This is a genomic window from Mycobacterium sp. IS-1742, assembly GCF_001500125.1.
Taxonomy (GTDB): Bacteria; Actinomycetota; Actinomycetes; order Mycobacteriales; family Mycobacteriaceae; genus Mycobacterium.
Genome location: NZ_LQIV01000026.1, coordinates 16,736 through 42,222, shown reverse-complemented (window position 1 = coordinate 42,222; position 25,487 = coordinate 16,736). Strand labels below are relative to the sequence as shown.

Sequence of the window (25,487 nt, the reverse complement as noted above, 5' to 3'; positions counted from 1 at the left end):
GGCTGGATCTATGACCGATCGCACCGCCGGCCTGCGCGCCGCCGTCCGGCACGCCGAGACCTACCTGGCCGGGCTCGACGAACGACCGGTCGCCGCCCCGGCGACGGCCGCCGAGGTCCGCGAACGGCTGGGCGGTCCCCTGCCCGACCACCCGGCCGATCCGGCGGCGGTCATCGAGGCGCTGGCCACCGGCGCCGAACCGGGTCTGGTGGCCAGCGCGGGACCCCGGCACTTCGGATTCGTCGTCGGCGGCGCCCTGCCCGCGGCGCTCGCAGCCGACTGGCTGGTGTCGGCGTGGGACCAGTGCGCGGCCTTCCACGCCCTGTCCCCCGCCGGGTCGGCGATCGAGGAGGTCGCCGCCGAATGGGTCCTGGACCTGCTCGGCCTTCCCGAGACCGCCAGCGTCGGATTCGTCACCGGCGGTCAGGGCGCCAACACGACCTGCCTGGCCGCGGCACGCCACGCGGTCCTCGACGCCGCCGGATGGGACGTCGAACGCGACGGGCTGATCGGGGCTCCGCGGCTCCGGGTGCTCTGCGGCGAGCAGGCCCACGCCACGATCCACACCGCGCTGCGGTTGCTCGGCCTCGGCGCGGACACCGCGGTCCGCATCCCCGCCGACAACCAGGGACGGATGGATCCCGAGGCGCTGCGCCACACCCTCGGCGAGACGACCGGACCCGCCATCGTGTGCGCCCAGGCCGGCAACGTGGCCACCGGGGCGTTCGACGCCTTCGAGCCCATCGCCGACGCGTGCGCGGCGCACGGCGCGTGGCTGCACGTCGACGGCGCCTTCGGGCTCTGGGCCGCCGCCGCACCCGGTACCCGGCACCTCACCCGGGCCGTCGAGCGCGCCGACTCGTGGGCGGTCGACGCGCACAAGTGGCTCAACGTCCCCTACGACTGCGCGGCGGCGATCGTCGCCCACCCCGCCGCCCACCGCGCGGCCATGAGCCTCGCCGGCCCCTACCTCGTCGCGGATCCCGGCCAGCGGGACAACACCACCTACGTTCCCGAGAGCTCCCGGCGGGCCAGGTCGGTGCCCGTGTGGGCGGCGATCCGCTCACTCGGCCGCAGCGGCATCGCCGACATCATCGAACGCAACTGCGCGCAGGCCCGCCGGATGGCCGAACACCTCGGCGCCATCCCCGGCGCCACCGTGCTCAACGACGTGGTGCTCAACCAGGTGCTCGTCGCGCTCCCGGGCGGTGACGAGGCCAACCGCGCCGCGGTCGCCGCCATCCAGCGCGACGGCACCTGCTGGCTGGGGGGCACGACGTGGCAGGGCGCCCACGTCCTGCGGGTCAGCGTGTCGAACTGGGCGACCACCGACGCCGACATCGACCGCTCGGCCGCGGCGATCACCGCGGCGGCCGCCGACGTCAGATCGCGACGATGAAATCGGTGGTGTAGAACTCGGCGGGCAACTGCGAATGCGGTTGCGGGCGTTCGATGGCCAACCAGGAACCGGTGGCGCCGGACATCAACGGGCTCGACAACGTGACCGCACCCGCGCCGACCCCGTCGGTGTGCAGGGCGCCAACCGCCGTGCCGGGCGCACCGGCGTGGCATCCGGCCGCCGACTCCCTCGGCACCTGGATCAGCCGCACCTCGTAGTACGAGTTGGGTTTGGCCAGCAGCAACTGCACGTCCGCGCTGACCTGCGAACCTACGGTGCGCACGGTCGCGGTGGCCCTGCCGTTGCCCGCCGAGTCGTAGTACGAGCGAGTGCTGTAATCGCACCGCCGCAGGGTCGGGCTGAACGGCAGGAAGGTTCCGCCGGACTCCGCGGCGGCGAGCGGGGCGGACACGACGCCAGCGCCGACCGGGACGAGAGGTGCGGCGAGCAGCGCCATTGCCGCGGCGGCCGAGGCGAACGGGGACAGAGCGGACATGGTGCTCCCTTTGAGCCGTGGTGAGCGGGCGCCGGCGGGTACGGACCGGCGTCCTCCTAGCCAAGCACGGCACCTGCCGCAACGGGCGCGTAAGCGCCGAATATCCTCACAGGGGAACCGGGCTCGGCGGGCCGACCTCGAATCCGTCAGCGACAACCGTCTTCAAAGGAGTGGACTGCACCGATGGCGAACCAACAGCAAACGGACAAGCTGGCGGCGGGCAAGGGCTTCATCGCCGCGCTCGACCAGAGTGGGGGCTCGACGCCGAAAGCCCTGCGCCTCTACGGCATCGAGGAGAACGAGTACTCGACCGAGACCGAGATGTTCGACCTGATCCACACGATGCGGTCGCGGATCATCACCTCCCCGGTGTTCACCGGTCACCGCGTGCTCGGCGCGATCCTGTTCGAGCAGACCATGGACCGCCAGATCGAGGGCAAGCCGTCGGCGGCGTACCTGTGGGAGGACAAGGGCGTCGTCCCGTTCCTCAAGATCGACAAGGGCCTGGCCGAGGTGTCCGACGACGTCCAGCTGATGAAGCCGATGCCGCAGCTCGACGACCTGCTCCGGCGCGGTGTCGACAACGGCATCTTCGGCACCAAGGAGCGGTCGGTGATCGGCGGCGCCAACGCCAAGGGCATCGCCGCGGTGGTGGCCCAGCAGTTCGAGGTGGCCCAGCAGGTGCTCTCGCACGGCCTGATCCCGATCATCGAGCCCGAGGTGACGATCTCGATCGAGGACAAGGCGGCGGCCGAGGACATCCTGCGCGACGAGATCGCCAAGAACCTCGACGCGCTGCCCGCCGATCAGCAGGTGATGCTGAAGCTCACGCTGCCGTCGACGGCGAACCACTACAAGCCGCTGGTCGACCACGACAAGGTGCTGCGTGTGGTGGCGCTGTCGGGCGGTTACGCGCGCGACGAGGCCAACAAGCTGCTCGCCCGGAACAGCGGCGTCATCGCCAGCTTCAGCCGCGCCCTCACCGAGGGTCTCTCGGCGCAGCAGTCCGACGACGAGTTCAACGCCACGCTCGACGCCGCGATCCAGGGCATCTACGAGGCGTCCGTCGCCGGCTGACGACGAGCCGCGGTGCGTCGGGTTGCCAGTCGGCCCGGCGCACTGCAGGATCGGCGGGCTATGGATGCCATGGACACCGACTCGGCTCTCGGCCTGGCCGGCCTCGACGCGATCGGACAGGCGCGGCTGGTCGCCTCCGGTGAGCTGACGGCCACCGAACTTCTCGACGCCGCGCTCATCCGCCTCGACGCCGCGCGGGGACTCAACGCGGTCATCCACGAACTGTTCGACCGGGGGCGCGAGCAGGCCGCCGCGCTCGACGCCTCGGGACGGCTGCGCGGCGGCGCTGCCGGACCGCTCGCGGGTGTGCCGTTCCTGCTCAAGGACCTCGGCGCATCGGTGGGCGGGGCGCCGGAGTCCATGGGGTCCCGCGCGCTGCGCACCCGCATCGCTCCGCAGAACGCCTGGATCGTCGACCGCTACCTGTCCCACGGTCTGGTCGTGTTCGGCAAGACCAACACCCCGGAGTGGGGCAACCACTGCACCACCGAACCGTCGCTGTCCGGCCCCACGGTCAACCCGTGGGCACCTGACGTGACGCCGGGCGGCTCCAGCGGCGGCTCGGCCGCCGCGGTCGCCTCGGGGGTGGTACCGGCGGCGTCCGGTGGTGACGGCACCGGATCGATCCGGGTGCCCGCATCGTGTTGCGGCCTGGTCGGTCTCAAACCGCGACGGGCCCGCACGTCGTTCGCGCCGGCCGGGCACCTGCTCGAGGGGCTGGCCGTCGAGCACGCGCTGACGCGGACCGTGCGTGACAGCGCAGCGCTTCTCGACGCCGTCACCGGACCCGATCCGGGTGACCCGTACAGTGCGGCGCCGCCGCCGGCGCCGTACCTGCAGGCGATCGCGCAGCCCCCGGCGCCGCAGCGCATCGCGCTGTCCACCGGTACACCCTTCCCCGGCCCCGCGACCGACCCGGAGGTCGTCGCCGCGGTGGAGGCCACCGCCCGACTGCTGGCCGATCTCGGCCACCGGGTCGAACCCGCCGTCACCTGGGTGGCCGCCGGCGCCGTCGCCGACGCGATCGCGATCCTGCACAACGTCAGCAACGCCCAGCTGCACGAGCTCGCCACCGCGCACCTCGGCCGGCCACCGGCCGAGGACGAGTTCGAGGCCAGCACCTGGGTGATGGTCCGGGAAGGATTCACCACCAGCGGGGTGCAGTACGCCGGCGCGATCGAGACCGTGCACGCCCAGACCCGCCGGTTCGTCGCGGGCATGGCCGGCCACGACGTGCTGCTGGCGCCGACTCTGCTGACTCCCCCGCCCCCGTACGCGAAGCTCGACCAGCCGCGGGGCACCACCCGGGCATTCTTCGACGTCGAGTTCGCGACCACCGGGTGGACGTCGCTCGCCAACGTCACCGGCTGGGCGGCGATCTCCCTGCCGCTGGGCATGACGTCGACCGGCCTGCCGATCGGCGTCCAGCTGATGGCGCCCGAGGAGACGGTGCTGCTGCAGCTGGCGGCGCAGCTGGAGGTGGCGGCGCCGTGGGCGGACCGCCGCCCGGCCCGGTGGGTCACGCGCCCGGCACAGTGATCGGGACCCGTCGGGCCCTCACCGGTGACATGCGACACTGCTGGGCATGACGCCGCCCATCGCCCGCCCGAAACTCGAAGGCAACATCGCCGTGGCCGCCGACCGGCAGATCGGCTTCGCCGAGTTCGGACATCCCCAGGGCCGGGCGGTGTTCTGGTTGCACGGGACGCCGGGGGCGCGCAGGCAGATCCCGGCCGAGGCGCGGGCGTTCGCCGAGGAGCAGAAGATCCGGCTGATCGGCATCGACCGTCCCGGCATCGGCTCGTCCACCCCGCACCAGTACGACAACGTGCTGGCCTTCGCCGATGACCTCGCCGTCATCGCCGACACCCTCGGCATCGACCGCATGGCGGTGGTGGGGCTGTCCGGCGGCGGCCCCTACGCGCTCGCCTGCGCGGCCGAGATGCCCGAGCGGGTGGTCGGCACGGGTGTGCTGGGCGGCGTGGCCCCCACCGTCGGTCCGGACGCGATCGGCGGCGGGCTGATGAAGCTCGGCAGCCGCGTCGCGCCGTTCCTCGAAGTCGCGGGGACCCCGATCCGCCTGGCGGCCGGCACGCTGATCCGGTTCGTGCGCCCGGTGGCCGATCCGGCCCTGTACCTGTACGCGGCGGTCTCCCCCGCGCCCGACCGCCGGATGCTGGTGCGGCCGGAGTTCCGGGCGATGTTCCTCGACGACCTGCTCAACGGCAGCCGTAAACAACTCGCCGCGCCGTTCGCCGACGTGGTCGTCTTCGCCCGTGACTGGGGTTTCCGCCTCGAGGACGTGAAGGTCACGGTGCACTGGTGGCACGGCGACGTCGACCACATCATCCCGTTCGCGCACGGACAGCACTGCGTGTCACGGCTTCCCGACGCGCACCTGTACCACCTGCCCGGCGAGAGTCACCTCGGCGGACTGGGTCAGGCGCAGGCCATCCTGACGTCGATGCTCGAACTGTGGGACCGCGCCGACCGCACCTGAGTCAGTCCTGCAGGACGCGGCGCAGCAGGTGCATGGCGACGGTGGTGGACCGCTCGCGCACATCGTTGCGGTCGCCGGGCAACCGGATCGTGCGGGTCAGCCCGTGGCCGTCGGAACGGCGCACGCAGAAGCACACCGTGCCGACCGGTTTGAGGTCGGTGCCTCCGCCGGGTCCGGCGATCCCGGTGATCGCGACGGCGACGTCGGCGCCGAATCGGCGCAGCGCACCGTCGGCCATGGCTTCGGCCACCGGTTCGGACACCGCCCCATGGCCTGCGATCAGGTCCGCCGGCACGCCGAGCAGATCGGCCTTGGCGTCGTTCGAGTAACACACCGCCCCGCCCGCCACGTACGCCGACGATCCGGCCCGGTCGGTCAGCCGCGCGGAAAGCATTCCGCCGGTGCAGGATTCGGCGGTGGCGATGGTGCGTCCGTCGAGTAGCGCCGCGACCTGGTCGTCGACGAGGGAACCGTCCTCGGAGAAGATCACCGAACCGTGTCGTTCCCGTAGCAGCGTGAGCAGTTTCGCGTACACCGGCGCGGCGTCGGGTTCGTAGCGGGTGACGATCTCGAGTTCGCCGCGGCGCAGGCAGGTGGTGATCTCGAGGCGGTCGAAGCCGGTGAGGTCGCGCTCGGCGTCGCGCAGGGTCTCGGCCAGTCCGGATTCGGGCAGACCGAACATGCGCACCATGTCCTGCCGGTACTCGGTACGCCCCGCGATGGCCTGCTGGACGGCGGCGGTCTGCACGGCGGTGCGCCACATCGGCTGCAGCTCGCGCGGCGGCCCGGGCAGCACCAGCACCGTCGGCGAGCCGGGGACGACCACACCGGGCGCGGTGCCGACCGGTTCCAGCACCGTCGCACCTTCGGGCACCATCGCCTGTTTGCGGTTCGCGGCCCGCACCGATTCGAAGTCGACGTCGGTGCGGCGCCCCATCAGCCGGCGCAGGATGTCGGCGATGCGCTCCTCGAGACCGGCGTCGAGGATCAGTTCGCGACCACAGAACCGGGCGACGGTGGCGACGGTCAGGTCGTCGGCGGTCGGTCCGAGACCACCGCTGGTGACGATGAGGTCGACGCCCTCGTCGGCGAGGAAGCGCAGCTGTGCCTCGATGTCGGCGGGGCGGTCGCCGCAGATCGTGATGTGGGCCAGTTCCACGCCCAGTTCGAGCAGCCGGTCGGCGACCCACGGGCCGTTGCGGTCCTGAACCCGGCCGGTCAGCACCTCGGTTCCGGTGACGACGATGCCTGCGCGTGCGCTCACGGCGTCAAACCTACGCGGTGCCGTCGCCGCCCTTGACCTGAACTTTGGTTGAGGTCCGACACTGACTCCATGACCACCACACTCACCCGGATCCGACCCGATCTGTTCCAGACCCGCACCGATTCACCCTTCCCCGGCCTGACCACGCACGCGTTCCTGTGGACCGGCGGCGCGAACGGCAACGTGCTGTTCTACAGCACCGCAAGCGATTCCGACTTCGACGCCATCGCCGACCTCGGCGGTGTGGCCGACCAGTACCTGTCGCACCTCGACGAGGCCGGGCCGATGCTGGGTGAGATCGCCCGCCGGTTCGGATCGCGCCTGCACGCCCACACCGCCGACGCACCGGCCATCGTCCGCCACGCCGCCGTCGACGTCCCCCTGTCCGCCCGCGAGGTGGACCGCAACGGTGTCGAGGTCATCCCCACACCCGGGCATTCACCGGGAAGCGTGTGCTACCTCGTACGCGGCGCCGACGGCCAAAGCTACCTGTTCACCGGCGACACGATCTTCCCCACCGGCCGGGGCGGCTGGTCGACGTTCCTGCCGCCCGGCCGCGGGGACGCCGAGGCGCTGCGGGCGAGTCTCGCCGTGCTCGGCACGCTCGAGCCCGATCTGGTGATCGCGAGCGCATTCGGCGGACCGGCTGCGGTGCAGGAGGTCGACCGTGACTCGTGGTCACGGATCGTGGCTCAGGCGTTCGACAGCGTGCCGCCGGTCAGCGCTTCAACCAGCCGTTGACGGTGGGCAGTTCGCGCGTGTAGGTCATCATCACGTCGTCCTGCATGATGGTCGCGCCGCTGATGGCGTCGTTGCCCCGCCAGATCACCCGCACCCGGGTGTCGCCCCGCAGGTAGAGGTCGACCCGGCCGAGATCGTTGCGCCGCCATCCGGCTTGTTCGGCGAGCTGCTGCAGCTCGCGGCGCTCATCGACTGAGGTCATGGCTCGCTCCTTGTCCGCTGGTGGTCGTATGCGCTGACGCGACGAGCCTACGGGACCGGTCCGGGCGCGAAGGTCACCACCAGCACGTCCCGGTGCGCGGCCCGGGCCGGGTCGACGGGGTGGATCGGGGTGACCCCGTGGAGGGTCCGACGGTCGTCCCCGACGAGCAGCGTCCCCGGCTCGGACAGCGTGGTCGCGAGAACCCGGTCGCCCCCGCTGTCGTAGACGGAACTCTGCCCGCCGGAGGCGTTTCGCCGGCCGATCATCAGCGACGACACCAGCGTCACGCCGTCGCGGTGCACACCCTCGGGCGTCGGGTCGCCATGGGCGCCTGCGCGGGCGATCACCCGGAACGGCGTCACCTCGACGTGCCACTGCGGTGGGTCGTCGAGTGACGGGGCGAGCCGGCCGAGCAGTCCGATCACCGCGCGCAGCACCGGGTCGGCGGTGAACGACTCGGTGAGCGGTGCGAAGTGCCGTCGGCGGTCGAGGTAGAGCCGGTTCGACTCCGCCGGCTGCACGAACGCGCCGTGGGGCAGTCGCTCCAGGGCACCGTCGGCGCTGTGGAACCGGAAGTGGCCGTAGCGGCGCTGCCGTTCGGTGCCCAGCTCGGCGGCGTAGCGGTCGGGGCGCAGGTCGTCCCAATGCCCGCCGAACGCTGCCCATGCCTCGGCCGTGACGCCGAGGGCGCGGATCAGATCCGCTGCGGGGACGACGCAGGCCCCGAAGACGGCCAGCGAGCGCGCGACATCGTCGAGCGGGGTGGCGGCGCGGCGGATCACACCGTGGTGATTGCCGCCTCAGGGCGCCTCAACCGCGTCGACATTGAAGAAAAGGGCGAGAACCGCTCGCACGCACGCGCCCGTGTGGGCGTCACATCTTGTGCGGGACGTCGTTGACGAGGCCGCCGTCCATCACGAACTCGGCTCCGGTGGCGTAGCGCGACTCGTCGCTGGCCAGGAACACCACGAAGGTGGCCACCTCGTCGGACTGCCCCGGCCGGCCGAGCGGGATGGTCAGCATGTTGTCCGGGAAGTGTTTGGTCATCGGGGTGCGGATGAACCCGGGATGGATCGAGTTGACCCGGATCTGATGCGAACCCAGTTCCAGCGCCGCCGATTTGGTCAGCCCGCGCACCGCCCACTTCGACGCCACGTACGGGTGCACCATTACGGCGCCGCGCATCCCCTCGATCGACGAGACGTTGATGATCGATCCACCGCCGGCGGCCTTCATCGCCTCGACGCTGGCCTGCATACCGAGGAACGTGCCGGTGAGGTTGACGTCGATGACCTTCTGCCATTTGGCCATGTCGAATTTGCCGATCTGGCCGAGCGCGACGATGCCCGCATTGTTCACCAGGACGTTGAGCAGGCCGAAGTCCTCGACGGCGGTCGCCACGGCCGCATCCCACTGATCGGCCTGCGTGACGTCGAGTGTGACGTAACGCGCCGCCTCGCCGAGCTCGTCGGCGAGCGCTTTGCCCTCGTCGTCGAGGATGTCGCCGATCACCACCTTGGCGCCTTCGGCGACCAGAGCGCGTGCGTGTTCGGCGCCCATACCCCGGGCCCCACCGCTGATCAGTGCAACTTTTCCGTCTACCCGTCCCATGACGGGCCAGGCTACCCTAGGCTGTCGCGAACTAGAACATGTTTCAGTTCCACTGCGCGGAGGAGCGGTCGATGGCGATTCGGGTGGCCCACGTCGGCACGGGGAACGTCGGACGGCTGGCGCTCGCAGCCCTGCTCGGCAACCCGGCGTACGAACTGACGGCCGTGGGAGTCTCCACCGACGCCAAGGTCGGCAGGGACGCCGGTGAACTGGCCGGGCTCGACGTGGTCACCGGGATCAAGGCCACCAAAGGGCTCGACGAGGTGCTTGCGACCGCGCCGGACTGCGTCGTCTACTGCGCGATGGGCGACACCCGGCTGCCCGAGGCGATGGCCGACTGCCGCCGCATCCTCGAGGCGGGCGTCAACGTGGTCGGTTCGGCGCCGGGGGTGCTGCAGTACCCGTGGGGCGTCATCCCCGACAAGTACATCGACCGGGTCGAGGATTCCGCGCGACAGGGCGGCGTGAGCATCTTCGTCAACGGCGTGGATCCCGGCTTCGCCAACGATCTGATCCCGTTCGCGTTCGCGAGCACGTGCAGCAGCATCGAACAGGTGCGGTGTATGGAGATCGCCGACTACGCCACCTACGACGGCGCCGAGGTCATGTTCGACGTGATGGGGTTCGGCAAGCAGATCGGTGACCTGCCGATCCTGTTCCAGCCCGGCGTCCTGAGCATCGCGTGGGGAACCGCGATCCGTCAGCTGGCCGCCGGCCTGGGCGTCGAGGTCAGTGAGATCCGCGATTCGGTGGAGCAGGAACCGGCCCCCGAGGAGTTCGAGGTGGCGGTGGGGCGGATCGCCAAGGGCACCGTCGCGGCGCTGCGGTTCCTGATCGAGGGGTTCGTCGAGGGCGACGACCGGCCCGCGATCGTGATCGAACACATCACCCGACTGCGCGACGATCTGCGCCCCGACTGGGCGCGGCCCGCACAGCCCGGCGGGTCCTACCGGGTGGAGATCGTGGGCGAGCCGTCCTACACCGTCGACATCTGCCCCACCAGCCGCAAGGGCGACCACAACCATGCGGCCATCGTGGCCGCGGCCGGGCGCATCGTGAACGCGATCCCCGCGGTGGTGGACGCCGAGCCGGGTATCCGCACGCCGCTCGATCTGCCTCTGATCACCGGAAGCGGTCTGTTCGCCCGCCACCGGTGACGCCGGATCACTCCGCCGCGGCGGTGTGCGACCGTGCGCGACGCCCGGCGATGCCGGTCCACTGCAGCAGGACGCGGGTGCCGTTCTGAGAACGGTCGATCGATGTCGAGTCGGTGAGCGCTTCCATCAGCGGTATGCCTCGGCCACGCGCTTTGTTGGGCGCGACGGTGGCGCGGTCACGCCAGGTGCCCTGATCGGCGATGGTGACGGTCAGGACACCGGCCCCCGCGTCGAACTGGGCTTCGACGTCCATGGTGCCGGGCCGGTCGTCGTTGACGTAGGCGAACTCCGCCGCATTGGCCAGGGCCTCATTGGTCGCGAGGATCAGATCGCTCGAGCGGACCGGGTCCAGGGCGAAGTGCGTGTCCAGCCAGTGACCGAACTCTTCACGCACCCGCGAGGCGGCCACCCCGTCGGCGGCGATGCCGATGCGCGTGAAACGTTCGGCATCGGAAACGTTTGCCGCAGAGACGGAATCGATCATGGCTGGACGTGAATACCCGTTACCCTCTCAACTAAGCACTCAGTGCTGCGAGCGCCTCGTCGACCGATGCATAGAGCGGAATGATGTCCGCGATTCCGAGAAGTTTCAGGGGACGGCTGGTAGCGGGGCCTTCCGCGACGACGCAGAATTTCACGCCGGATGGGATCTCGTCGTGGATGGCGACCAGAATGCCCATGCCCGCCGATGCGAGGAATTCCACGGCGGAGAAGTCCACGACCAGTCCGGCCGGCTCCTTCGCCAGACCCGCCCGGATGGCCTGCTCCAGCTGCGGTGCCGTGAGCATGTCGACGACACCGGCCACCGAGACCACGACGGTGCGATCAACCCAGCGTTCGTTGATCTCGCAGTTCGTCGAGTCCGCGGCGGAGGTCGCCCCTGCTGCGGCTTCGCGCTGTTCCTCCAATGGTCCACCTCCCGCGTAGTCGCTCGTCGAGCGGAGCGCGCCACGCCATTCATGCTTCCCAGGCTGCGGACTGAACCTGGCAAGACATCCAGCGACACCGGAATGATCCGACGTCGGGTGCGCTCCCGATCGGCGAGCGCGACCGGAATCAGATTAAACCAGGTCTGGGCGGCTCAGTGGTCAGCGGTCAGGCGAGCAGTGCGATGTCGTCGTCGGGGCGGAGCATGGGCACCATTGCGGCCGCTCAGCGTACGCCCGGTGACACCGCTGGTGAGCGTGTTGATCGAACCGTCAGACGGCGCGACCCCGTCGGCCGCCGACGACCGCCGCGCCGATCGCGATGAGTGCGCCGATGACCGCGACCGGGATGGCCCAGGCTCGCCTGCTGCCCACCGCCGAGTCGCACAGGGCCACGTAGTCGGTGTGCGGGACGATCTGGTTCAGCACCGGCACGTTCGCGACGCCTTGGTTGTTGGCCGCTTCCGCGCCGGACGTGTCCGACACCAGGGCGTTGCCGCACCCCACGCTCTTGCCGTCGTCCCCGGACACCGAGACAGGGACGAGCAATCCGGCGATCCCCACCACGAGGATGATCGCGCCCACCACCATGGCCAACCGTCGCGCCGTCACAACACTCCCCTCGTCCGGGTTCATCGGGAACCAGGCGGAGGTCTACCCGCCGGGCGAGCGAACTAAACCGGGCCGTAATCTGCTGCCTGACAACGTATTACAGCTCAAGCGCGGCGACGCGTTCTGGCGATCTGCAGGGTCGGCCAATCCCGAGCCGCCGCGGTGGCCGCCAGTCGGGGGCGCGGATTGACCGGCCGGGGTGAACCCACCAGCTCCATCAGCGCGACGTCCTCGTCGCCGTCGGCGTAGAACCAACTGCCGCTCAGCGTGATGTCGTTCGCGCCACAGAACCGCCCCACCGCGACGGCCTTCTGCGGCCCCCAGATGACCGGGCGCACGATGTCGCCCGTCAGCCGGCCCGCGTCGTCGACCGCGAAGTGATTGCACAGCACGTGGTCGATGCCGAGGAAGCGGGCGACGGGTTCGGCGTGGATGGTCAGCGCCGACGAGCTGAGGACGACCGTGTGCCCCCTGGCCTGGTGCGCCTCGACGATCTGCCGCATGTGGGGGTAGACGCGTGCGGCGACCCGTTCGGCGAACAACCGCTCGCCGAGTTCGTCGAGTTCGGTGAGCGACTCGCCCCGCAGATATCCGGCCGCCCGCCGGACCAGACGCTCGAACTGCATGCGGCCGAGCCGGTATCGCACCGACGCCTCGAGGACGCCGAACACCTCGCCCAGGCTGGCCTGGCGGCGCCTGATCCGGTCGCCGGCGTGTGCGGTGGCGGTGAACCCGTCGACCAGGGTGCCGTCGAGGTCGAAGAAGGCGCCGACGCGCGGACCGCCCGGGCCGTCGGCGATCTCGTCGACCGACTCGGCGAGCGTGAGCGACCGGGGCACCGATTCATCATCGCGGTCGGGGCGGTCCCGCCGCGACCCGGGGCGCGCCCCGGAGACCCCGTCGTACCCGGGGCAACCCGGCGCGGGCACGTCCCCCTCCCGCAACGGGGCATCGTCGTACTAAACTAGAACACGTTTCAATTCGCCGACCGCCTCATTGAAGGAGCGCGCATGCACACCGCCATCTGTGACGAGCTCGGCATCGAGTTCCCCATCTTTCGACATTGCGAATAGTCGGAGTGTTGCTGCGCGGCGAGAAGGCTGATCGCCTCAGCCGACCCCCTGACCCTGGCGCTCGATCTCTGATTGCTAAATCTGCACCCGCCGACACTGCGGATCGTCGGAAATCTATAACGACACACGTTCGACCCGGCGTGGCGACACGCCGCAAGACGTGGTCCGACGGCGCGTACGACCTGGGAATTCCACGATTGTTGTTCAGAACATCTTGTGCCCGTCCGAGATGTCGGACACTAGGGGTAGTGTCTTTGCCAGCTGAGATGACGAAGCCCTCGACAACCGAGGTGAGTCACCGGGCCGAGGGCAACGCCTTTGCATTTTCTGAGGATGCGCTAAGGACGTTACACCTAAGGCCAATTCGCTGGCCACGATTGGCCTAGATGGTGGCTCGTGTTCCCGCTCGCTCAGCGGAGAGGGAATCATGCCGGTACCCGTCCCGAGAGATTCGTTGGACGAACCGATCGCCGAGTTCGTTCAGGCCGTCGACGACTTCTTGTCGATGAACCTCGCCTTCGATGAGCTGCCGCCCATCGAACCCGCTGGCCCGAACCCGAGCTGGGCTGACATTCAGCGCGTCTGGGAGGACAGCAAGCGGGCGATCCGCAAGGCCCACGCGTCTATCCTCGGCGTCCAGCCGGAAGTCGCCGAGCGGCTCGAAGTCGTCACCGTTAAGGGCACCTTGGTCCTGGAGCTCACCGACGATCCGTACATCGTCGGGCCGGTCAGCGAGCTCGTGGAGTTGATGGCGGAGGTACGCGCAGTCGTGACGAAGTTGGAGTCCCTCTTCGGGAAGGCCGCGTCCGTGCTCGGGTTTGTGGTTCTGATTCTTGAGGTGGTGGGGCTCAAGGACCGCCTCGTTCCGCTCAGTGCTCGGATCGCTACTGCGCGGGACAACCTGATCGCGTACAACCTGCTGCGGCAGCCTCCCCCAGGCTCCGCGTGATCAGGAAGTGAGGCTACGGGGGCGGCATCTTCCCTGCGAAAGTGTCGCCCCCCTCCGCAACGCAGATTTCCGATCGAACGGTGTTGGGGTGATCGGTCCGTCGCCAGCCGGGGATTCGAGCCTGAGAATTCCTACGCCATTCTGGGCGCTACGACGGGACCAAGTGCGTCTTAGGTAGAACTGCTGGCTTCTGCGGCCCAGAGGAGAAACACCCGGCGTCCCATCGGGGTAGCCACATAACTACGTTTAATGGGATGATCATGCTTGATCACCTCAATTAAACCGGACCTCACGAGGAGATTGAACTTGTGCAGTTCGTTGCCGAACAGAGCCGCCACCTCGAGCGCTCTAGTTGGCGTGGTGGGCACTACCACTTCGTCGTAAAGAGTCACTTCTTCTGCGATAAGTAAGTCGTAGCACCTCCGACGCTGCTCAGCGCTGAGACTATCTCCGACAGTTTCAGCCAGTTTGACGGCAGTACGTGACGCTGAAATCTCCTCCGCGATCCCGACGGCTCCGAGCACCGCTGTCATGCCGACACTGAAGTCGTCGCGGAAATCGGCGTACTTAATGTCGGCGAGGAGCACAGGCGGGTCTGAGTCATCGAGACGGCACGGGATAATCGGCTTTCCGCTCGACATCGCCATCATGTAGAACGCGTGGAGCTCTCGTTTAACCCAGCGCGATTGGAGGGCTTGTCGCGAAAACACCAAGAGCAGAAGATCACTGCCGACTAGCCCCGCGGTGATCCCCTCTGGAATGGACTCGCCGACTCTTATGTCGGCTTCGTCTAACCAGACCTCGATTTGCGAGTCGGACAACGCCTGGGCGATCGCTCGTACCGTCGGCTTATCGGCCGATGCATGCGATAAGAACACCTTCATGGGTCAAACCTAAATCTATGGGGCACCGTCAACACATAAAACTCAACGACGCGTCATTAGATAGTCGACGTGAGCCGTGCGTCGAGACCCGTTGTAGATCTTGGGCTCGCCGGCGATGGCGTATCGACGGCCTTGCCACTCCACGGCGCTCTGTGCGCCGAGCAGATCGGGGTAGTCGATCAGCCGCAGCCGGTAACTCGAGGTGGTGCCACCGTCGGCATCTTCGTTGGACGCCAGCGGTTGGATGACCGCACGGGTCAAGACTCCGACCGCGCCGGGTGCGGTGATCGTGTTCCCGTCGGAGTCGGTCCTCACCGTCTCGGCGAAGACGGTGACTTGATCGGTGCCTCTGTGCAGCAGACTCATCGGATGCGCCTGACGTTCGGGGTAATGGAGAACATCCGACTCGGCCTGATGCCGAGCAGCGCCCACTCCTCGGCGGTGACGCGGAGGCGGTTGTCGGCTGCCTCTCGCGAGAGCTGGTAGCCGTAGCTGCCGTCCTGCTCGCTGTACAACCCCTCGGGGTTGCGAATGACCCGCAACACGGCCTCGGCCTCGACGTCGATCACGTCGGCTTCGTCCAGGTCTCCAGCGTCGATCTGGGCGCCCAGATCGGGGATTTTGCGGAGAATCATTCGCTCGACCTGAGCCAGCCGGCGCTCGACGAGCGCCGTCTCCTCGGTCGTCAGTGACTTGCCGTAGATCGCCGCAACATCAGCGGCTGATGCGTGAGGCATGAAGGTCTCCTAGCGTTCGTGAGCCGTCGGAGCGGCCTATGGGAGCCAGACCGGTCGGGTCACCAGTCAGGCGTCGGTAGAGGAAGTCAGCGATCGTCAACTTCGACTTCGGTCGAGCCGTCTGACGCTTGATCCGCTTGGTCTTCCTGGCAGCCTTCGACATCAGTCGTCCTCCCCGGCCTCTGCGAAGTTCATCCGGGCCAGTAGCTGCGCCAGGAGGCCGCGCTGAACGCGGGCCTCGGCGATGTACGGGGAAATGACCGGCTGGCCCATCGATCCCCGGACGGTGAGCGGAGCCTCGGCGGCTGCCTCGTCCAGCTCCGCGATCTGATCGGCGACTTTGCACGCCTGGAACAGCAGTTCGGCCTTGTCTGGGTCTGGTTTGAGGTCGAACTCGGAGGTGATTCGACGCCACAATGCCTTGCCGGGTTTCTGCAAACCCGCAGGTACACGCATGTTTCTCATTTCTTACTGACTTCGAAAAATAGGGGTTTAAAGTCGCATCGGATTCCTCATCCGCATAACCGACCGGTCCTGGACCGGGGGGTGAGGGGTTTCCCCCTGGGTAGGGTCTGTCCATGGGGATCAAGGCATGGTTATTCGGGGAGGCCAGACAGCAGCCGAGCACCGTGGTCGGTGAACCGTCGAAACGTCAATCGAGTCGCCAGTTACCGCGATACAAAGTGATCGACGTCCCAGGAAGTTGGACACGCGCGGTTACTGGTGATGATCACTTCCCGGACGCGGTGCATTCGCTTCCGTTAGGGCCGGTGAAGGTGACGTTGCGGTTGAAGCCCAACGACGCGAATCCGCACGCTGTCGCCGCATTCGTTGGCAACAGGCAAGTCGGCTGGCTCGGTACTGAGTGGACGGCCACCGACCCATGGGTCGAGTGGATGACGCGCCTGGACGCCGCTCGCATTCGACCGAGGTTCGCCGGTGTCTGCCGGCTCCACGACATCCTGAAATACCGCTTGATCAACTTCGACGTCCCAGGTCGAAATGACGAAGATCTATCCGCGATCGCCGATCGGCTCATCAGCGAAGTTGGATTGCAGTGACTCCGTTCGCGGGGTCCGGGGCAGTTGTCGCCCGGTGAGCTGGACCTGGCTTAGACGGCGCGGGCGCCGCTCGCGTAGTGATCAGCCTGCAACTCCTTCGGCGAGGGCAGCGAGTGAAGGAGATGTGATGAACTACGTCGCGGATGATCGGGCGCCCATCGCATACATCGGCACTGTGCAACGCGAAAACTGGAACGAGCCCGAACGTGCGATCTTTCATTCACGCGATGGCCACAGATTGTATGTTCGCGCTGCAGACCCGTGCGACCCAGACTCCGAGCGTGTCCCAGTATATGAAGGCGATGAAGTCATTGCGCTGGAACACATCTCGCACATAAGTCACCACACGACGCAGGAGGGTACAAGCGGCTACCTACTGCCGCAGCGCGTCGTACCTCTTCGGGAGGAGCCTGGAAGGGTGTTCGCGCGGACCCTACGATTCGGCGAACACGACGACGGGCGTCGATGTCACCTGCGACCCGGCGACCAGCTTGTACTTGAGGACGTTGTCATCGAGCTGGATTATGTCGACGAATGGGAGGGGCAAGGCGTCAGCGGGTACGTTCCGCTTACACCCGTTCTCTTCACATGGATGTCGTTTGGAACCTCCTTCTCTGACGAGAAGCGGCGTTACTTGCTGGCGGCGGCGCGTCGACTCGACCAAGCGCAAACCTTGTTCGAGCGGATCGACCAACTTCGTCAGAGCGACCCAGAGGGTGCTCCAGCCGTCCGCCGCGCCGTTTTCGAACTCGTCGGTGCGACCGAGTTGGCTGTCGTGTCACTGGGCCGCGCCGTCGACATGTGTATGCAGGCAGGAACTGCGATCAACGCCGCTGCGGCGGTTCCAGCCGACATCACCACGCGGTGTGTTGCGGTGCGGGAGATCCGAAACGCCTATGAGCACATCGAGGATCGAGCGCTAGGTAACGTGCGAAACGCTCCGCACCCTGACGCATTGACGATCTTTGATCACAACCGTGTTGTGATCGACGGATTGATCACTTACGGCGCATACCAACTCAGTCTTGCGACCGACGTGCCTGTGCTCATCGGAGCCGTTCGGCAGTACTTGAAGGATGTAGCCAGCAATTGAGTTAGAGACGCCGCTGGGGACGGCTGCAGTAAGCCGTCCCCAACGGAATCGCTCAGCTTGCGTCGTGCCCCCGAATGACGGCGGCTTCATGCAGGAAGCCGACGCCGACGCGGGTGATTGCCCGCACGTCGAGCGCGTCGTTGTAGAACCCGGAGTCCTTCGAGCGGGTGACCTCGGCGTCCTTGCGGAGCACGGTCACGATGCGGTCGCTGGGGATGCCCCAGAAGAACGTCGCGGCATCCACGCCGGGGTGGGTCAGGACCGGCAGGCCCAGGACCGACAGCTCGCCCTTGGCGTCGAACGCGATCAGCGACTCGTTGGAGCCGCTGGCCTTCTTGATCTTCGCCAGGGTCTCGGCGGTGGCCGGGGCCATCAGCCAGTGCGTCAGCTTCGCGCCGACCGCCTTGGCCTTGAAGACCGCCTGGACGAACGGATCGGTGTTGGCGATCGCAGCGCCGGTATCGACCACCGACGGGGTGATCGACAGCAGGCCGGACGGGCCGTTCGCGGTGGTGTTGCCGACGAACGCCTTATCGATGCCGTGGCTGATCTGGTTCACCAGGCCGCGCACGGCCAGCGAAGCGACCTCGGGGGAGCTGTCGTCAGCCAGCTCGTTGGACAGGCGGGTGATGCCGCCGACCTTGCTCGGGGTGACCGTCACGCCCTCGGTGTTGCCATCGGTGGCGGTGATCGTGCCCAGCTCGGTCAGCCAGTTCACAGCCGGATCCTCGTCCCAGATCGGGAAGGTGATCGAGACCTTGTCGGTCTTGACGACCGTCGAGGTCTGCAGAGCGACCGACTCCGACTGGAGCGCGGTGTTCAGCAGCGCGCCGAAGTCCTGCGGGGTGAAGGCGTCGTTGGTGCTCGAATGCTGCATTGCCATGTTGTCCTCCTCGGACATGAGAAAGGCACCCTCTCTGGGGTGCCTTGGGTAATTTGATTGCAGTCACTCAGTCACAGACTGAGATCTGTTGGGGCACAGCCCCACTGCGTGGAACGCTAAGCAGCCACAGACTGCCGATCAGCGTTCAAAGTGTTGCGGGTCTAGCTCTTGAGAAGTGCTCCCCAGCTCGGCGTCGGCTTCGCCGCGGGCTGGCCTCCGCGACCCTGTGAGGGGTCGAACGCCGGGGCGTTCTTCCGCAGACCAGGCCGCTCGGCCAGGACCGCGGCCACATCCGCGGCCACCTTCTCGGCGTCCACGTCCCCGTCCTCGGTGAGGTAGTCGGCCAGCTCGTTGCTCGACAGCGAGAACAGATCAGCCGGATGGCTCAGGGCGTCGGAGGCCAGGCGCTCGACCTCGGCACGCTGCATCCGCTCGACCCGCTGGCTCAGCGTGTCACGCTCAACCTCGGTCTCCCGCAGCTTGACCCGGTAGGCCGCTGCCTCCCGGTGGAGCTTGGATCCTGAGTGCTGCTCAGAGCCGTTCTGTGGCGCTTCATGGGCCTCTCCGGTGCGACCACCCTCGGGAGGGGTGTTCGGCTTGCTGTTTTGGAGGGTTTCCAAACTCATGCGGCTTCTACCTGCGCTTTCTCTACGGGAAATCAGCTCTCGCGAACCGTGCGACCGCGGCACGCTTCGGCGGGGCGTATGAGCCCGCCACGGCCAGCCCGAGACGGTCGAAGTCGTCCTGTGTCACGCCGAGGTGCTTAGCGGCCTCGACGCGGGTCATCAGCAGCGGCGTGTTCTCGTCTACGCACTGAAGGCACTGTCGGGTGTCGGGCCTGCCCCACCGATCCGCGGGGAACTCGGCCACCGGCTGGCGTGTGCGGCATTCCTTGCAGATTTTCTCGCTCACGCTGTCGCGCTCTCGCGAATCTGCGCCAGGTCGGTGTGCATCCTCTCGGGCGGCTGCGGACGGGTGTAGCGACCGGTGAAGAACATCCTCCGAGCCTCGATGCCCGGATGCTTCGAGATACCGGGGAACGCCAGCTCGAGCTTCGCCAGGTGCTCGGGGTCTTCCCACCACGGGGTCCCGCCGTTCTCTCGGACGGCGGCGAAGTAGTTCTCGGTGCTGTAGACGTGTCGCAGGAATGCCTGCTCTTTCTCGTCGGCGGTCATCTAGTCGACGCTCCAGTGCGTGATCGTCGCGTCGGTCAGCAGATGGCCGGCGCCCTCGGCCAGCCGGATCACGGCGTCCGGGCCGACCTCGTAGGTCCGCTCCGGGCCACCGCCCTCGGCGGCTGCCTCGATCGCTCTCTCCAGTTGATTCATCTCTCTCCTTCGTGTTGAGCGATCGGCCTGGATGCCGGTCGCGTCGTTGGGTGTGAAGGCGCGGTTGCGCCCAGACGACGAGAGCCCCGGCTGTGAGGCCAGGGCTCGCGGTTGGGTGTTCGGTTGTCGATCAGGCCCACGGGTCATCCGGGGGCCATGGTGTGGCTGCGGTTGCAGGTTCCAGATACCGTGCGGCCCGCTCCTCACGGGCTGCTGACTCAGCTCGCCGTGCGGGCTCGCTGGCGAACGGGCCATCGAACGGTGACCCGGTAGCGGTTGCTGGTTGCAGACCGTCAGGTCTGTACTCGGCTGCCGACGAGGCAGCCTCCTGGGAGGGGCTCCCCGAGCCCCGACCATCAGCACCCCTTGGTGCCTCTGATCCCTCAACCGCTAGAGACCGGCTCCCAAGGCCGGTCTCGTCCTGATCAGTTCTTGCATTACTTCGATGCATCTCTGCGGATGCATCTCTGTCATCGATCTCTATGGTGCGGGTGTCGTCCACACCCCCCGTGCTGGTGTCATCAGCACCCCCGTGCGGGTGTGGCCCGCACGTCTGGTCAGAGGGTGCGGGTGTGGCCCGCACGTCCGAGGGAGCACTCAGCTCCCGAACCCGCTCATTGGAGAACCGTCGATTGGACATCTGCAGGTGCCAGATCTCCCGAACGGTGCGGGGCTTGCCGCTGGGGCCGACGGTCTGGTGAACCTCTCGAACCATCCAGCGGTGCTCCTGCAGCTCGGCCAAACCCTTGGCTACCGAGCCCCGGTCCATGCCGAGAGCTTCCGCGACGGCTGATGCCGATTGCTGCCACTTCTCGGTGTGTGACCAGACGTACATGGCGACCGACCGAGCGAGGTACGAGAGCTTGCCATCTCGGGCAAGCTCCATCGGGATCCCTGCGTACAAGAACCCTCCAGCCGGGGCGTGAGCCCCTCGCTTGTCATCGACCAGGCCGTGGTGCTTGACGAGGTTGCGATTAGCCATTGCGAGCGGCCAGCTCGTCGCGGAGAGCGTTGCGCTCCCGGCGAAGCTGTACGTTCTCGTCACGGAGCTTGCGGAGCCTCTTGGCCCAGCTCGCTGGCAGCTCCTGGTCAGCCGAGAGCTGCTCGGTGGTCCGCAGCCGCTTCCGCAGGCTGTGGTTCTCGCGGCGGTACTGGCGGATCTTCTCCTGCCAGAACTCAGGCAGGTCGTAGATCGTCACGCGGTCCTGGTCTGACATGTGCGGTTACCTCTTTCGAGTGGTTGATCGCCTGCCACCTGGGCAGGCTGTGTTGAGCTCTCAGCGGTCGCTGGAGCGGTTTCTCACCCCATCCGGGGGTTGAAGTACTAGACGGCCAGGGCCGCTTCGATCGCCTTCAGCCGGCGTCGAGCTGCACGGCATTCGGCCATGTACTCGCGCTGGCGTCGGCGTCGGCATTCGACGCAGGCCGCGTGCTTGAACTCGTTGTGTCCAGGCAAGGTGCATCTGGGCATTCGCTACTGATCTCTTCCCGGCCCGCCGCTGACGGGCCATCGGTGGGACGCCTGCCGCTGACAGGCGATCTATCGGTTGATGTCAAACAAAAAGCCCGGACCTAGTGGTCCGAGCGAGAAGCTCAAGCCCCGGAGCATGGCTGCAGGAGTATGGACTCCGGGGGAGGGACGAGGGCTCAAGGCCGCAGCGTCCAGCCGACATACCCACCACGGTGTCGGCAAGTTTGTGACGGCCGGGGAGAGAGCCGACCGTCGGCGGGTGGCCCGGATGTGGCACCGTCCGCGTACGAGGCGCACCGGCGGGTGCGACTCTCAAGCACGCAGAATCACTGGGAGCCTCTCGGCCCTCACTATCCACTGTTACTGATTGTGCGACAGCTTAGGCGATCTAATCTATCCTGGTCTCTGCATCTGCTGTCAGACCCGGTCATACGGCGAGCGCACACCGCGCCGCTGCTGATACCGCAAGGCTGCCTCGCGATCCTCTTCCGCCCACTTTGCGTGATCATCCGCTTCGCTACATCCGCGATCCGATGGGGCCCGATCCGCGTTGAACTTTGCTTCCTCGCGGTCGGTGAACCGCTTGTCCGCGATGCGCTCGCGGTCGCTTTTGCGCTTGGCCTCGCGCCTGCGTTCGATTGATTCCTGGCGGCGACGTTCCCGGCACCCGGCGCAGTACTTGGGCCACGGGCCCTTTGGTCCCCTGTTCCCTCGCCCTCGGAACTCCGGGGTGGACACGTCGCGCTCGGAGTAGATCCAACACCCGCACTTGCACTGGCCGAACCACGACCTGGTTCCACGCATCTCTACGCAGGTGCCTCCCTGCACCTCCCACCGCTTCACTGTGGTCCCATTGGGGTTCCTGGTGTCGAACTGCGGCTTCCATAGCTGCTTCTGCCGGAACTCACTGGTGAGCTTGTACATGTGGTACGGGAGCCGGGTCCACCCAGCCGCTGGGTTATGCAGCGTCATGCCGCCGCTGTCGAAGTCTTCGTAATCGAGGTTCAAGTGGTCTTCCTAGGTGAGTCGCGGTCTCGCGGTTGGCGCCGAACGTGTCCAGCGAGCATGCGCGGCCACGGATCCGGCGACGGGAGCGTCGGTTGGAGGCGTCGGTCATCTGTCATACGTCAGCTCGGGACGCCGTAGCGTTCACGCTCCTCGGCGGCGCGGGCTTCCCTTGCCTTGAACTCCTCCGGGTCGATGTCGAGTGAAAACATGTGGATGAACGCGTCCGGTCGGTACCGGCCCTCCCCCTTCAGCGCGACTGCCTCGACGTGGACCTTTCGCTTGAGCAGGAGCTGACGCTGCCCCTCGGCGTCAGCGTTCTCCCACACCTCCGTGTAGGTCTCAGGACGCTCTCGCCACTCCCACCGAGCAGCCGACTCCGGTAGCCCCTCCAGTTCGGCGATACGGCGGTCCAGGGCTTCTAGCTGGCCCTGGTACAGCCTCTGCATCGTCGTCGACGCTGCCTTGCTCAGCATCGGGACGATCTCCTCGGCGGCTCGCTTCGCCTCTTCCAGCTCGGCCTGGTGGTCCTCGGCTGGGATGTGGACCAGCTCCTTCACCTTCTCGTGTCCGTGGTCACGTAGGAACGTGTCACGGCACGCTTCCTCGAGTTCCTCGGCCTTGACGATGTTGGCGGCGTGGGTCTTCGGGTGCCCGTCGGCACCACCGTTGCACTGGTAGTACCTGTAGACCTTCCCCGCCCTACGGTGCTGCCGTGAGTGCATCGGCTTGCCGCAGGGCTGGCAATCGCACCGGGGTGGGGTCCACAGTCCATCTGCGTACTCGCAGTCAGGCTTGTGCAGCACCACTCCGCAGCGTGCGACCCCGAGCAGCGGACTTGCATTCACCGAGCGGTTCGTCACTTTGAACGACCGCGACTCGAGTACGCCTTGAAGCTGGGCGAATTTGTCCTGCGAGATCAGCGGAGGGGCCTTCAGCACCGGCCTGCCCTCTGCGTCCCGGACGGTAGCGCCGTTGTGGGTGGCGTACCCCAGCAGGGTCTTGGACCTGAGCTGCTGCCGGATGTGGGCGTTACTCCACTTCGTGCCACGCACGGGCTTCCCAGCCCGCTGACGGAGGTAGTCAGACGGCGACAACTCCCCTGACTCGTTCAGCTCCCGTGCGATCGATTCGGTCGATTGACCGTCGAGCACCTTGTCGATGATCGACTGCAGCACCGACGCGGCGTGCTCGTCGGGCACCAGCTCCCACCCGGCGGAGCCCTCACGCTCTGCGGCTTTGTAGCCGTAGAAGGTCTTGCCGCCACCCCAGCGCCCTGTTTCGCGGAGCTTTCTCTGCGATGCGAGGGTCCGCTCACTGATGGCCTCGCGCTCCCCCTCGGCCAGGAACGCGATGACGTTGGCGATCAGCCGACCGACCGGCGTGCTGAGGTCGATGCCCTCGCTGCAGGACGCCACCGTCTTGCCGTGCTCCTGCGCCCACAGGAAGAGCTTGTTGAGCCGGATCGCGTCTCGACCGAGCCGGTCCAGCTTCCACGCGACGAGAATGTCCCAGTCGTGGCTCCGCCGCTCCGTGAGCCACTGGCCCAGCGCCGGCGTATCGAACGGATCGATCGAACCCGACACGTCCAGGTCTTCGGCCCAGCCGACAATCTGGTGACCGTTCGCGGTGGCCCAGTTCTCGACTAGCTCGCGCTGACGCTCGACGCTTGTAGATTCCTCAGAGGCTCGCGAGAGCCGCACTCTTCCAAGAACGCGCATGTCAGGGAGGGTAACAGGCAGTTCGCATTGTCCAAGTATCGACGCTCCGAACCAGAGATCACTAACTAGAACGTGTTACAGTTCTGCATGAAGACAGCACTTTCACAAAGTCTCGGCATCGAGTTCCCGATCTTCGCCTTCACGCACTGCCGCGACGTCGTCGTCGCGGTGAGCAAGGCCGGCGGCTTCGGCGTGCTCGGCGCGGTCGGCTTCACCCCCGAGCAGCTCGAGATCGAACTGAACTGGATCGACGAACACATCGGCGATCACCCCTACGGCGTCGACATCGTCATCCCCAACAAGTACGAGGGCATGGACGCCAACATGTCCGCCGACGAGCTCAAGGGCATGCTGCAGTCGCTCGTTCCGCAGGAACACCTCGACTTCGCGAAGAGCATCCTCAAGGACCACGGTGTGCCGACCGACGACAGCGACGACAACGCGCTGCAGCTGCTGGGCTGGACCGAGGCGACCGCCACCCCCCAGGTGGAGATCGCGCTGCGACACCCGAAGATGACGCTGATCGCCAACGCGCTCGGCACGCCGCCCGCCGACATGATCAAGAACATCCACGAGGCCGGCCGCAAGGTCGCCGCGTTGTGCGGATCGCCGTCGCAGGCGCGCAAACACGCCGATGCCGGTGTGGACATCATCATCGCCCAGGGCGGTGAAGCCGGCGGCCACAGCGGCGAGGTCGGCTCGATCGTGCTGTGGCCGCAGGTCGTCAAGGAGGTCGCACCGGTGCCGGTGCTGGCCGCGGGCGGCATCGGCAGCGGTCAACAGATCGCGGCCGCGCTGGCGCTGGGCGCCGCGGGTGCGTGGACGGGTTCGCAGTGGCTGATGGTGGAGGAGGCCGAGAACACCCCGGTGCAGCAGGCCGCGTACGCGAAGGCGAGCAGCCGCGACACCGTCCGCAGCCGCTCGTTCACCGGGAAGCCGGCACGCATGCTGCGCAACGACTGGACCGAGGCGTGGGAGCAGCCGGAGAACCCCAAGCCGCTCGGAATGCCGTTGCAGTACATGGTGTCCGGGATGGCGGTCGCGGCCACGCACAAGTACCCGAACGAGACCGTCGACGTCGCGTTCAATCCGGTCGGTCAGGTGGTCGGTCAGTTCGACAAGGTGGAGAAGACCTCCGCGGTGATCGAGCGCTGGGTGCAGGAGTACCTGGACGCGACGACCACGCTCAACACCCTCAACGAGGCCGCGGGCGTCTGAGGCGCCGTCGCGACACGGCGGCGATATCCCGGGCGCAGGCGGCCACGCGCGTTAGCGTGCGGAATGGCCGATTCGCCGA

The 25,487-nt window shown here is 67.4% G+C and carries 31 protein-coding genes; 10 read left to right on the top strand and 21 right to left on the bottom strand.

The genetic code is table 11. From position 1 onward, the window contains the following. Positions 1–10 precede the first annotated feature (10 nt). The gene (locus tag AU196_RS16975; RefSeq protein ID WP_059096248.1) at positions 11–1,399 is read left to right on the top strand and encodes a pyridoxal phosphate-dependent decarboxylase family protein; all 1,389 of its coding nucleotides are present in this window, start codon (positions 11–13) and stop codon (positions 1,397–1,399) included. Here AU196_RS16975 and AU196_RS16970 read toward each other — a convergent pair. Next, positions 1,383–1,895: a hypothetical protein gene (locus AU196_RS16970; protein WP_059096247.1), complete on the bottom strand. Its 513-nt coding sequence runs from the start codon at positions 1,893–1,895 to the stop codon at positions 1,383–1,385. The genes AU196_RS16975 and AU196_RS16970 overlap by 17 nt on opposite strands. A gap of 183 nt (positions 1,896–2,078) precedes the next feature. Here AU196_RS16970 and AU196_RS16965 point away from each other — a divergent pair, with 183 nt between their 5' ends. From AU196_RS16965 to AU196_RS16955, 3 genes are read left to right on the top strand one after another with little or no spacing between them, the layout of a single operon-like run. Beyond that, on the top strand, positions 2,079–2,972 hold the full coding sequence (locus tag AU196_RS16965; protein WP_059096246.1) for a fructose bisphosphate aldolase: 894 nt from the start codon (positions 2,079–2,081) through the stop codon (positions 2,970–2,972). A 60-nt stretch (positions 2,973–3,032) separates the two neighbouring features. Further along, positions 3,033–4,511, top strand: coding sequence for an amidase (locus AU196_RS16960; RefSeq protein ID WP_059096245.1), 1,479 nt, complete (start codon positions 3,033–3,035; stop codon positions 4,509–4,511). A gap of 46 nt (positions 4,512–4,557) precedes the next feature. Further along, on the top strand, positions 4,558–5,472 hold the full coding sequence (locus AU196_RS16955; RefSeq protein WP_059096244.1) for an alpha/beta fold hydrolase: 915 nt from the start codon (positions 4,558–4,560) through the stop codon (positions 5,470–5,472). 1 nt (position 5,473) lies between these two features. Here AU196_RS16955 and AU196_RS16950 read toward each other — a convergent pair whose 3' ends face one another. Beyond that, complete coding sequence (locus AU196_RS16950) at positions 5,474–6,736, bottom strand: competence/damage-inducible protein A (protein ID WP_059096243.1); 1,263 nt, start codon at positions 6,734–6,736, stop codon at positions 5,474–5,476. 69 nt (positions 6,737–6,805) lie between these two features. On the opposite strand from AU196_RS16950, the gene AU196_RS16945 reads away from it, so the two are divergent. Further along, on the top strand, positions 6,806–7,477 hold the full coding sequence (locus AU196_RS16945; RefSeq protein ID WP_059096242.1) for an MBL fold metallo-hydrolase: 672 nt from the start codon (positions 6,806–6,808) through the stop codon (positions 7,475–7,477). Here the strand turns inward: AU196_RS16945 and AU196_RS16940 are convergent. The 3 genes from AU196_RS16940 to AU196_RS16930 form a co-directional block, all read right to left on the bottom strand. Next, on the bottom strand, positions 7,455–7,679 hold the full coding sequence (locus AU196_RS16940) for a hypothetical protein (RefSeq protein WP_059096241.1): 225 nt from the start codon (positions 7,677–7,679) through the stop codon (positions 7,455–7,457). The two genes, AU196_RS16945 and AU196_RS16940, sit on opposite strands and share 23 nt — an antisense overlap. Positions 7,680–7,726: 47 nt before the next feature. Then, positions 7,727–8,461, bottom strand: a complete 735-nt coding sequence (locus tag AU196_RS16935; protein ID WP_231737620.1) for a 2OG-Fe dioxygenase family protein — start codon at positions 8,459–8,461, stop codon at positions 7,727–7,729. A 91-nt stretch (positions 8,462–8,552) separates the two neighbouring features. After that, the gene (locus tag AU196_RS16930; RefSeq protein WP_059096240.1) at positions 8,553–9,290 is read right to left on the bottom strand and encodes a glucose 1-dehydrogenase; all 738 of its coding nucleotides are present in this window, start codon (positions 9,288–9,290) and stop codon (positions 8,553–8,555) included. Between the two features lie 71 nt (positions 9,291–9,361). On the opposite strand from AU196_RS16930, the gene AU196_RS16925 reads away from it, so the two are divergent. After that, positions 9,362–10,447, top strand: coding sequence for an NAD(P)H-dependent amine dehydrogenase family protein (locus AU196_RS16925; RefSeq protein ID WP_059096263.1), 1,086 nt, complete (start codon positions 9,362–9,364; stop codon positions 10,445–10,447). Between the two features lie 7 nt (positions 10,448–10,454). Here AU196_RS16925 and AU196_RS16920 read toward each other — a convergent pair whose 3' ends face one another. The 4 genes from AU196_RS16920 to AU196_RS16905 form a co-directional block, all read right to left on the bottom strand. Beyond that, positions 10,455–10,931 carry an ATP-binding protein gene (locus AU196_RS16920; protein ID WP_059096239.1) on the bottom strand — a complete coding sequence of 159 codons (477 nt, stop codon included), beginning with the start codon at positions 10,929–10,931 and terminating at the stop codon, positions 10,455–10,457. 31 nt (positions 10,932–10,962) lie between these two features. Next, a complete protein-coding gene (locus tag AU196_RS16915) occupies positions 10,963–11,355 on the bottom strand; it encodes an STAS domain-containing protein (protein ID WP_059096238.1) in 393 nt (130 codons plus the stop codon). Between the two features lie 291 nt (positions 11,356–11,646). Then, on the bottom strand, positions 11,647–11,985 hold the full coding sequence (locus tag AU196_RS16910; RefSeq protein WP_059096237.1) for a hypothetical protein: 339 nt from the start codon (positions 11,983–11,985) through the stop codon (positions 11,647–11,649). A gap of 104 nt (positions 11,986–12,089) precedes the next feature. After that, positions 12,090–12,824: an HAD family hydrolase gene (locus AU196_RS16905; protein WP_059096262.1), complete on the bottom strand. Its 735-nt coding sequence runs from the start codon at positions 12,822–12,824 to the stop codon at positions 12,090–12,092. Between the two features lie 688 nt (positions 12,825–13,512). On the opposite strand from AU196_RS16905, the gene AU196_RS16900 reads away from it, so the two are divergent. Beyond that, positions 13,513–14,007 (top strand): hypothetical protein, encoded by a 495-nt coding sequence (locus AU196_RS16900; protein WP_231737619.1) that lies wholly within the window; start codon positions 13,513–13,515, stop codon positions 14,005–14,007. A 170-nt stretch (positions 14,008–14,177) separates the two neighbouring features. Here AU196_RS16900 and AU196_RS16895 read toward each other — a convergent pair whose 3' ends face one another. From AU196_RS16895 to AU196_RS16880, 4 genes are all read right to left on the bottom strand, one after another. Further along, complete coding sequence (locus AU196_RS16895) at positions 14,178–14,891, bottom strand: toll/interleukin-1 receptor domain-containing protein (protein ID WP_059096235.1); 714 nt, start codon at positions 14,889–14,891, stop codon at positions 14,178–14,180. A gap of 42 nt (positions 14,892–14,933) precedes the next feature. Next, positions 14,934–15,257 (bottom strand): hypothetical protein, encoded by a 324-nt coding sequence (locus AU196_RS16890; protein WP_059096234.1) that lies wholly within the window; start codon positions 15,255–15,257, stop codon positions 14,934–14,936. Continuing rightward, positions 15,254–15,628 carry a Gp19/Gp15/Gp42 family protein gene (locus tag AU196_RS16885; protein WP_059096233.1) on the bottom strand — a complete coding sequence of 125 codons (375 nt, stop codon included), beginning with the start codon at positions 15,626–15,628 and terminating at the stop codon, positions 15,254–15,256. The genes AU196_RS16890 and AU196_RS16885 overlap by 4 nt, the downstream gene beginning before the upstream one ends. Positions 15,629–15,790: 162 nt before the next feature. Then, positions 15,791–16,066: a hypothetical protein gene (locus AU196_RS16880; RefSeq protein ID WP_231737618.1), complete on the bottom strand. Its 276-nt coding sequence runs from the start codon at positions 16,064–16,066 to the stop codon at positions 15,791–15,793. Positions 16,067–16,206: 140 nt separating this feature from the next. Here AU196_RS16880 and AU196_RS25590 point away from each other — a divergent pair, with 140 nt between their 5' ends. Together AU196_RS25590 and AU196_RS25585 are read left to right on the top strand one after the other, a co-directional pair. Continuing rightward, positions 16,207–16,689: a hypothetical protein gene (locus tag AU196_RS25590; protein WP_157546414.1), complete on the top strand. Its 483-nt coding sequence runs from the start codon at positions 16,207–16,209 to the stop codon at positions 16,687–16,689. Positions 16,690–16,816: 127 nt separating this feature from the next. Beyond that, entirely contained in the window at positions 16,817–17,782 is a 966-nt protein-coding gene (locus AU196_RS25585) for a light-mediated development protein DET1 (protein WP_157546411.1), read from the top strand. A 52-nt stretch (positions 17,783–17,834) separates the two neighbouring features. Here AU196_RS25585 and AU196_RS16865 read toward each other — a convergent pair whose 3' ends face one another. The 8 genes from AU196_RS16865 to AU196_RS16835 all read right to left on the bottom strand — a co-directional run bounded on the left by AU196_RS16865 (position 17,835) and on the right by AU196_RS16835 (position 24,190). Next, complete coding sequence (locus AU196_RS16865) at positions 17,835–18,683, bottom strand: phage major capsid protein (protein WP_286141193.1); 849 nt, start codon at positions 18,681–18,683, stop codon at positions 17,835–17,837. A gap of 143 nt (positions 18,684–18,826) precedes the next feature. Next, the gene (locus AU196_RS25865) at positions 18,827–19,291 is read right to left on the bottom strand and encodes a hypothetical protein (RefSeq protein ID WP_197415816.1); all 465 of its coding nucleotides are present in this window, start codon (positions 19,289–19,291) and stop codon (positions 18,827–18,829) included. Between the two features lie 22 nt (positions 19,292–19,313). Then, positions 19,314–19,577 (bottom strand): hypothetical protein, encoded by a 264-nt coding sequence (locus tag AU196_RS16855; protein WP_059096228.1) that lies wholly within the window; start codon positions 19,575–19,577, stop codon positions 19,314–19,316. Continuing rightward, positions 19,574–19,840, bottom strand: coding sequence for a hypothetical protein (locus AU196_RS16850; protein WP_059096227.1), 267 nt, complete (start codon positions 19,838–19,840; stop codon positions 19,574–19,576). Before AU196_RS16850 ends, AU196_RS16855 begins: the two co-directional genes overlap by 4 nt. Next, a complete protein-coding gene (locus tag AU196_RS25580; protein WP_157546408.1) occupies positions 19,841–19,993 on the bottom strand; it encodes a hypothetical protein in 153 nt (50 codons plus the stop codon). It abuts the gene before it with no gap. A 974-nt stretch (positions 19,994–20,967) separates the two neighbouring features. After that, positions 20,968–21,192 (bottom strand): hypothetical protein, encoded by a 225-nt coding sequence (locus AU196_RS16845; RefSeq protein ID WP_197415815.1) that lies wholly within the window; start codon positions 21,190–21,192, stop codon positions 20,968–20,970. A 689-nt stretch (positions 21,193–21,881) separates the two neighbouring features. Further along, positions 21,882–22,472 carry a hypothetical protein gene (locus AU196_RS16840; protein ID WP_157546405.1) on the bottom strand — a complete coding sequence of 197 codons (591 nt, stop codon included), beginning with the start codon at positions 22,470–22,472 and terminating at the stop codon, positions 21,882–21,884. Between the two features lie 119 nt (positions 22,473–22,591). After that, positions 22,592–24,190, bottom strand: a complete 1,599-nt coding sequence (locus AU196_RS16835) for a recombinase family protein (protein ID WP_059096224.1) — start codon at positions 24,188–24,190, stop codon at positions 22,592–22,594. An 87-nt stretch (positions 24,191–24,277) separates the two neighbouring features. Here AU196_RS16835 and AU196_RS16830 point away from each other — a divergent pair, with 87 nt between their 5' ends. Then, complete coding sequence (locus AU196_RS16830; RefSeq protein ID WP_059096260.1) at positions 24,278–25,408, top strand: nitronate monooxygenase; 1,131 nt, start codon at positions 24,278–24,280, stop codon at positions 25,406–25,408. Positions 25,409–25,487: the final 79 nt, after the last annotated feature.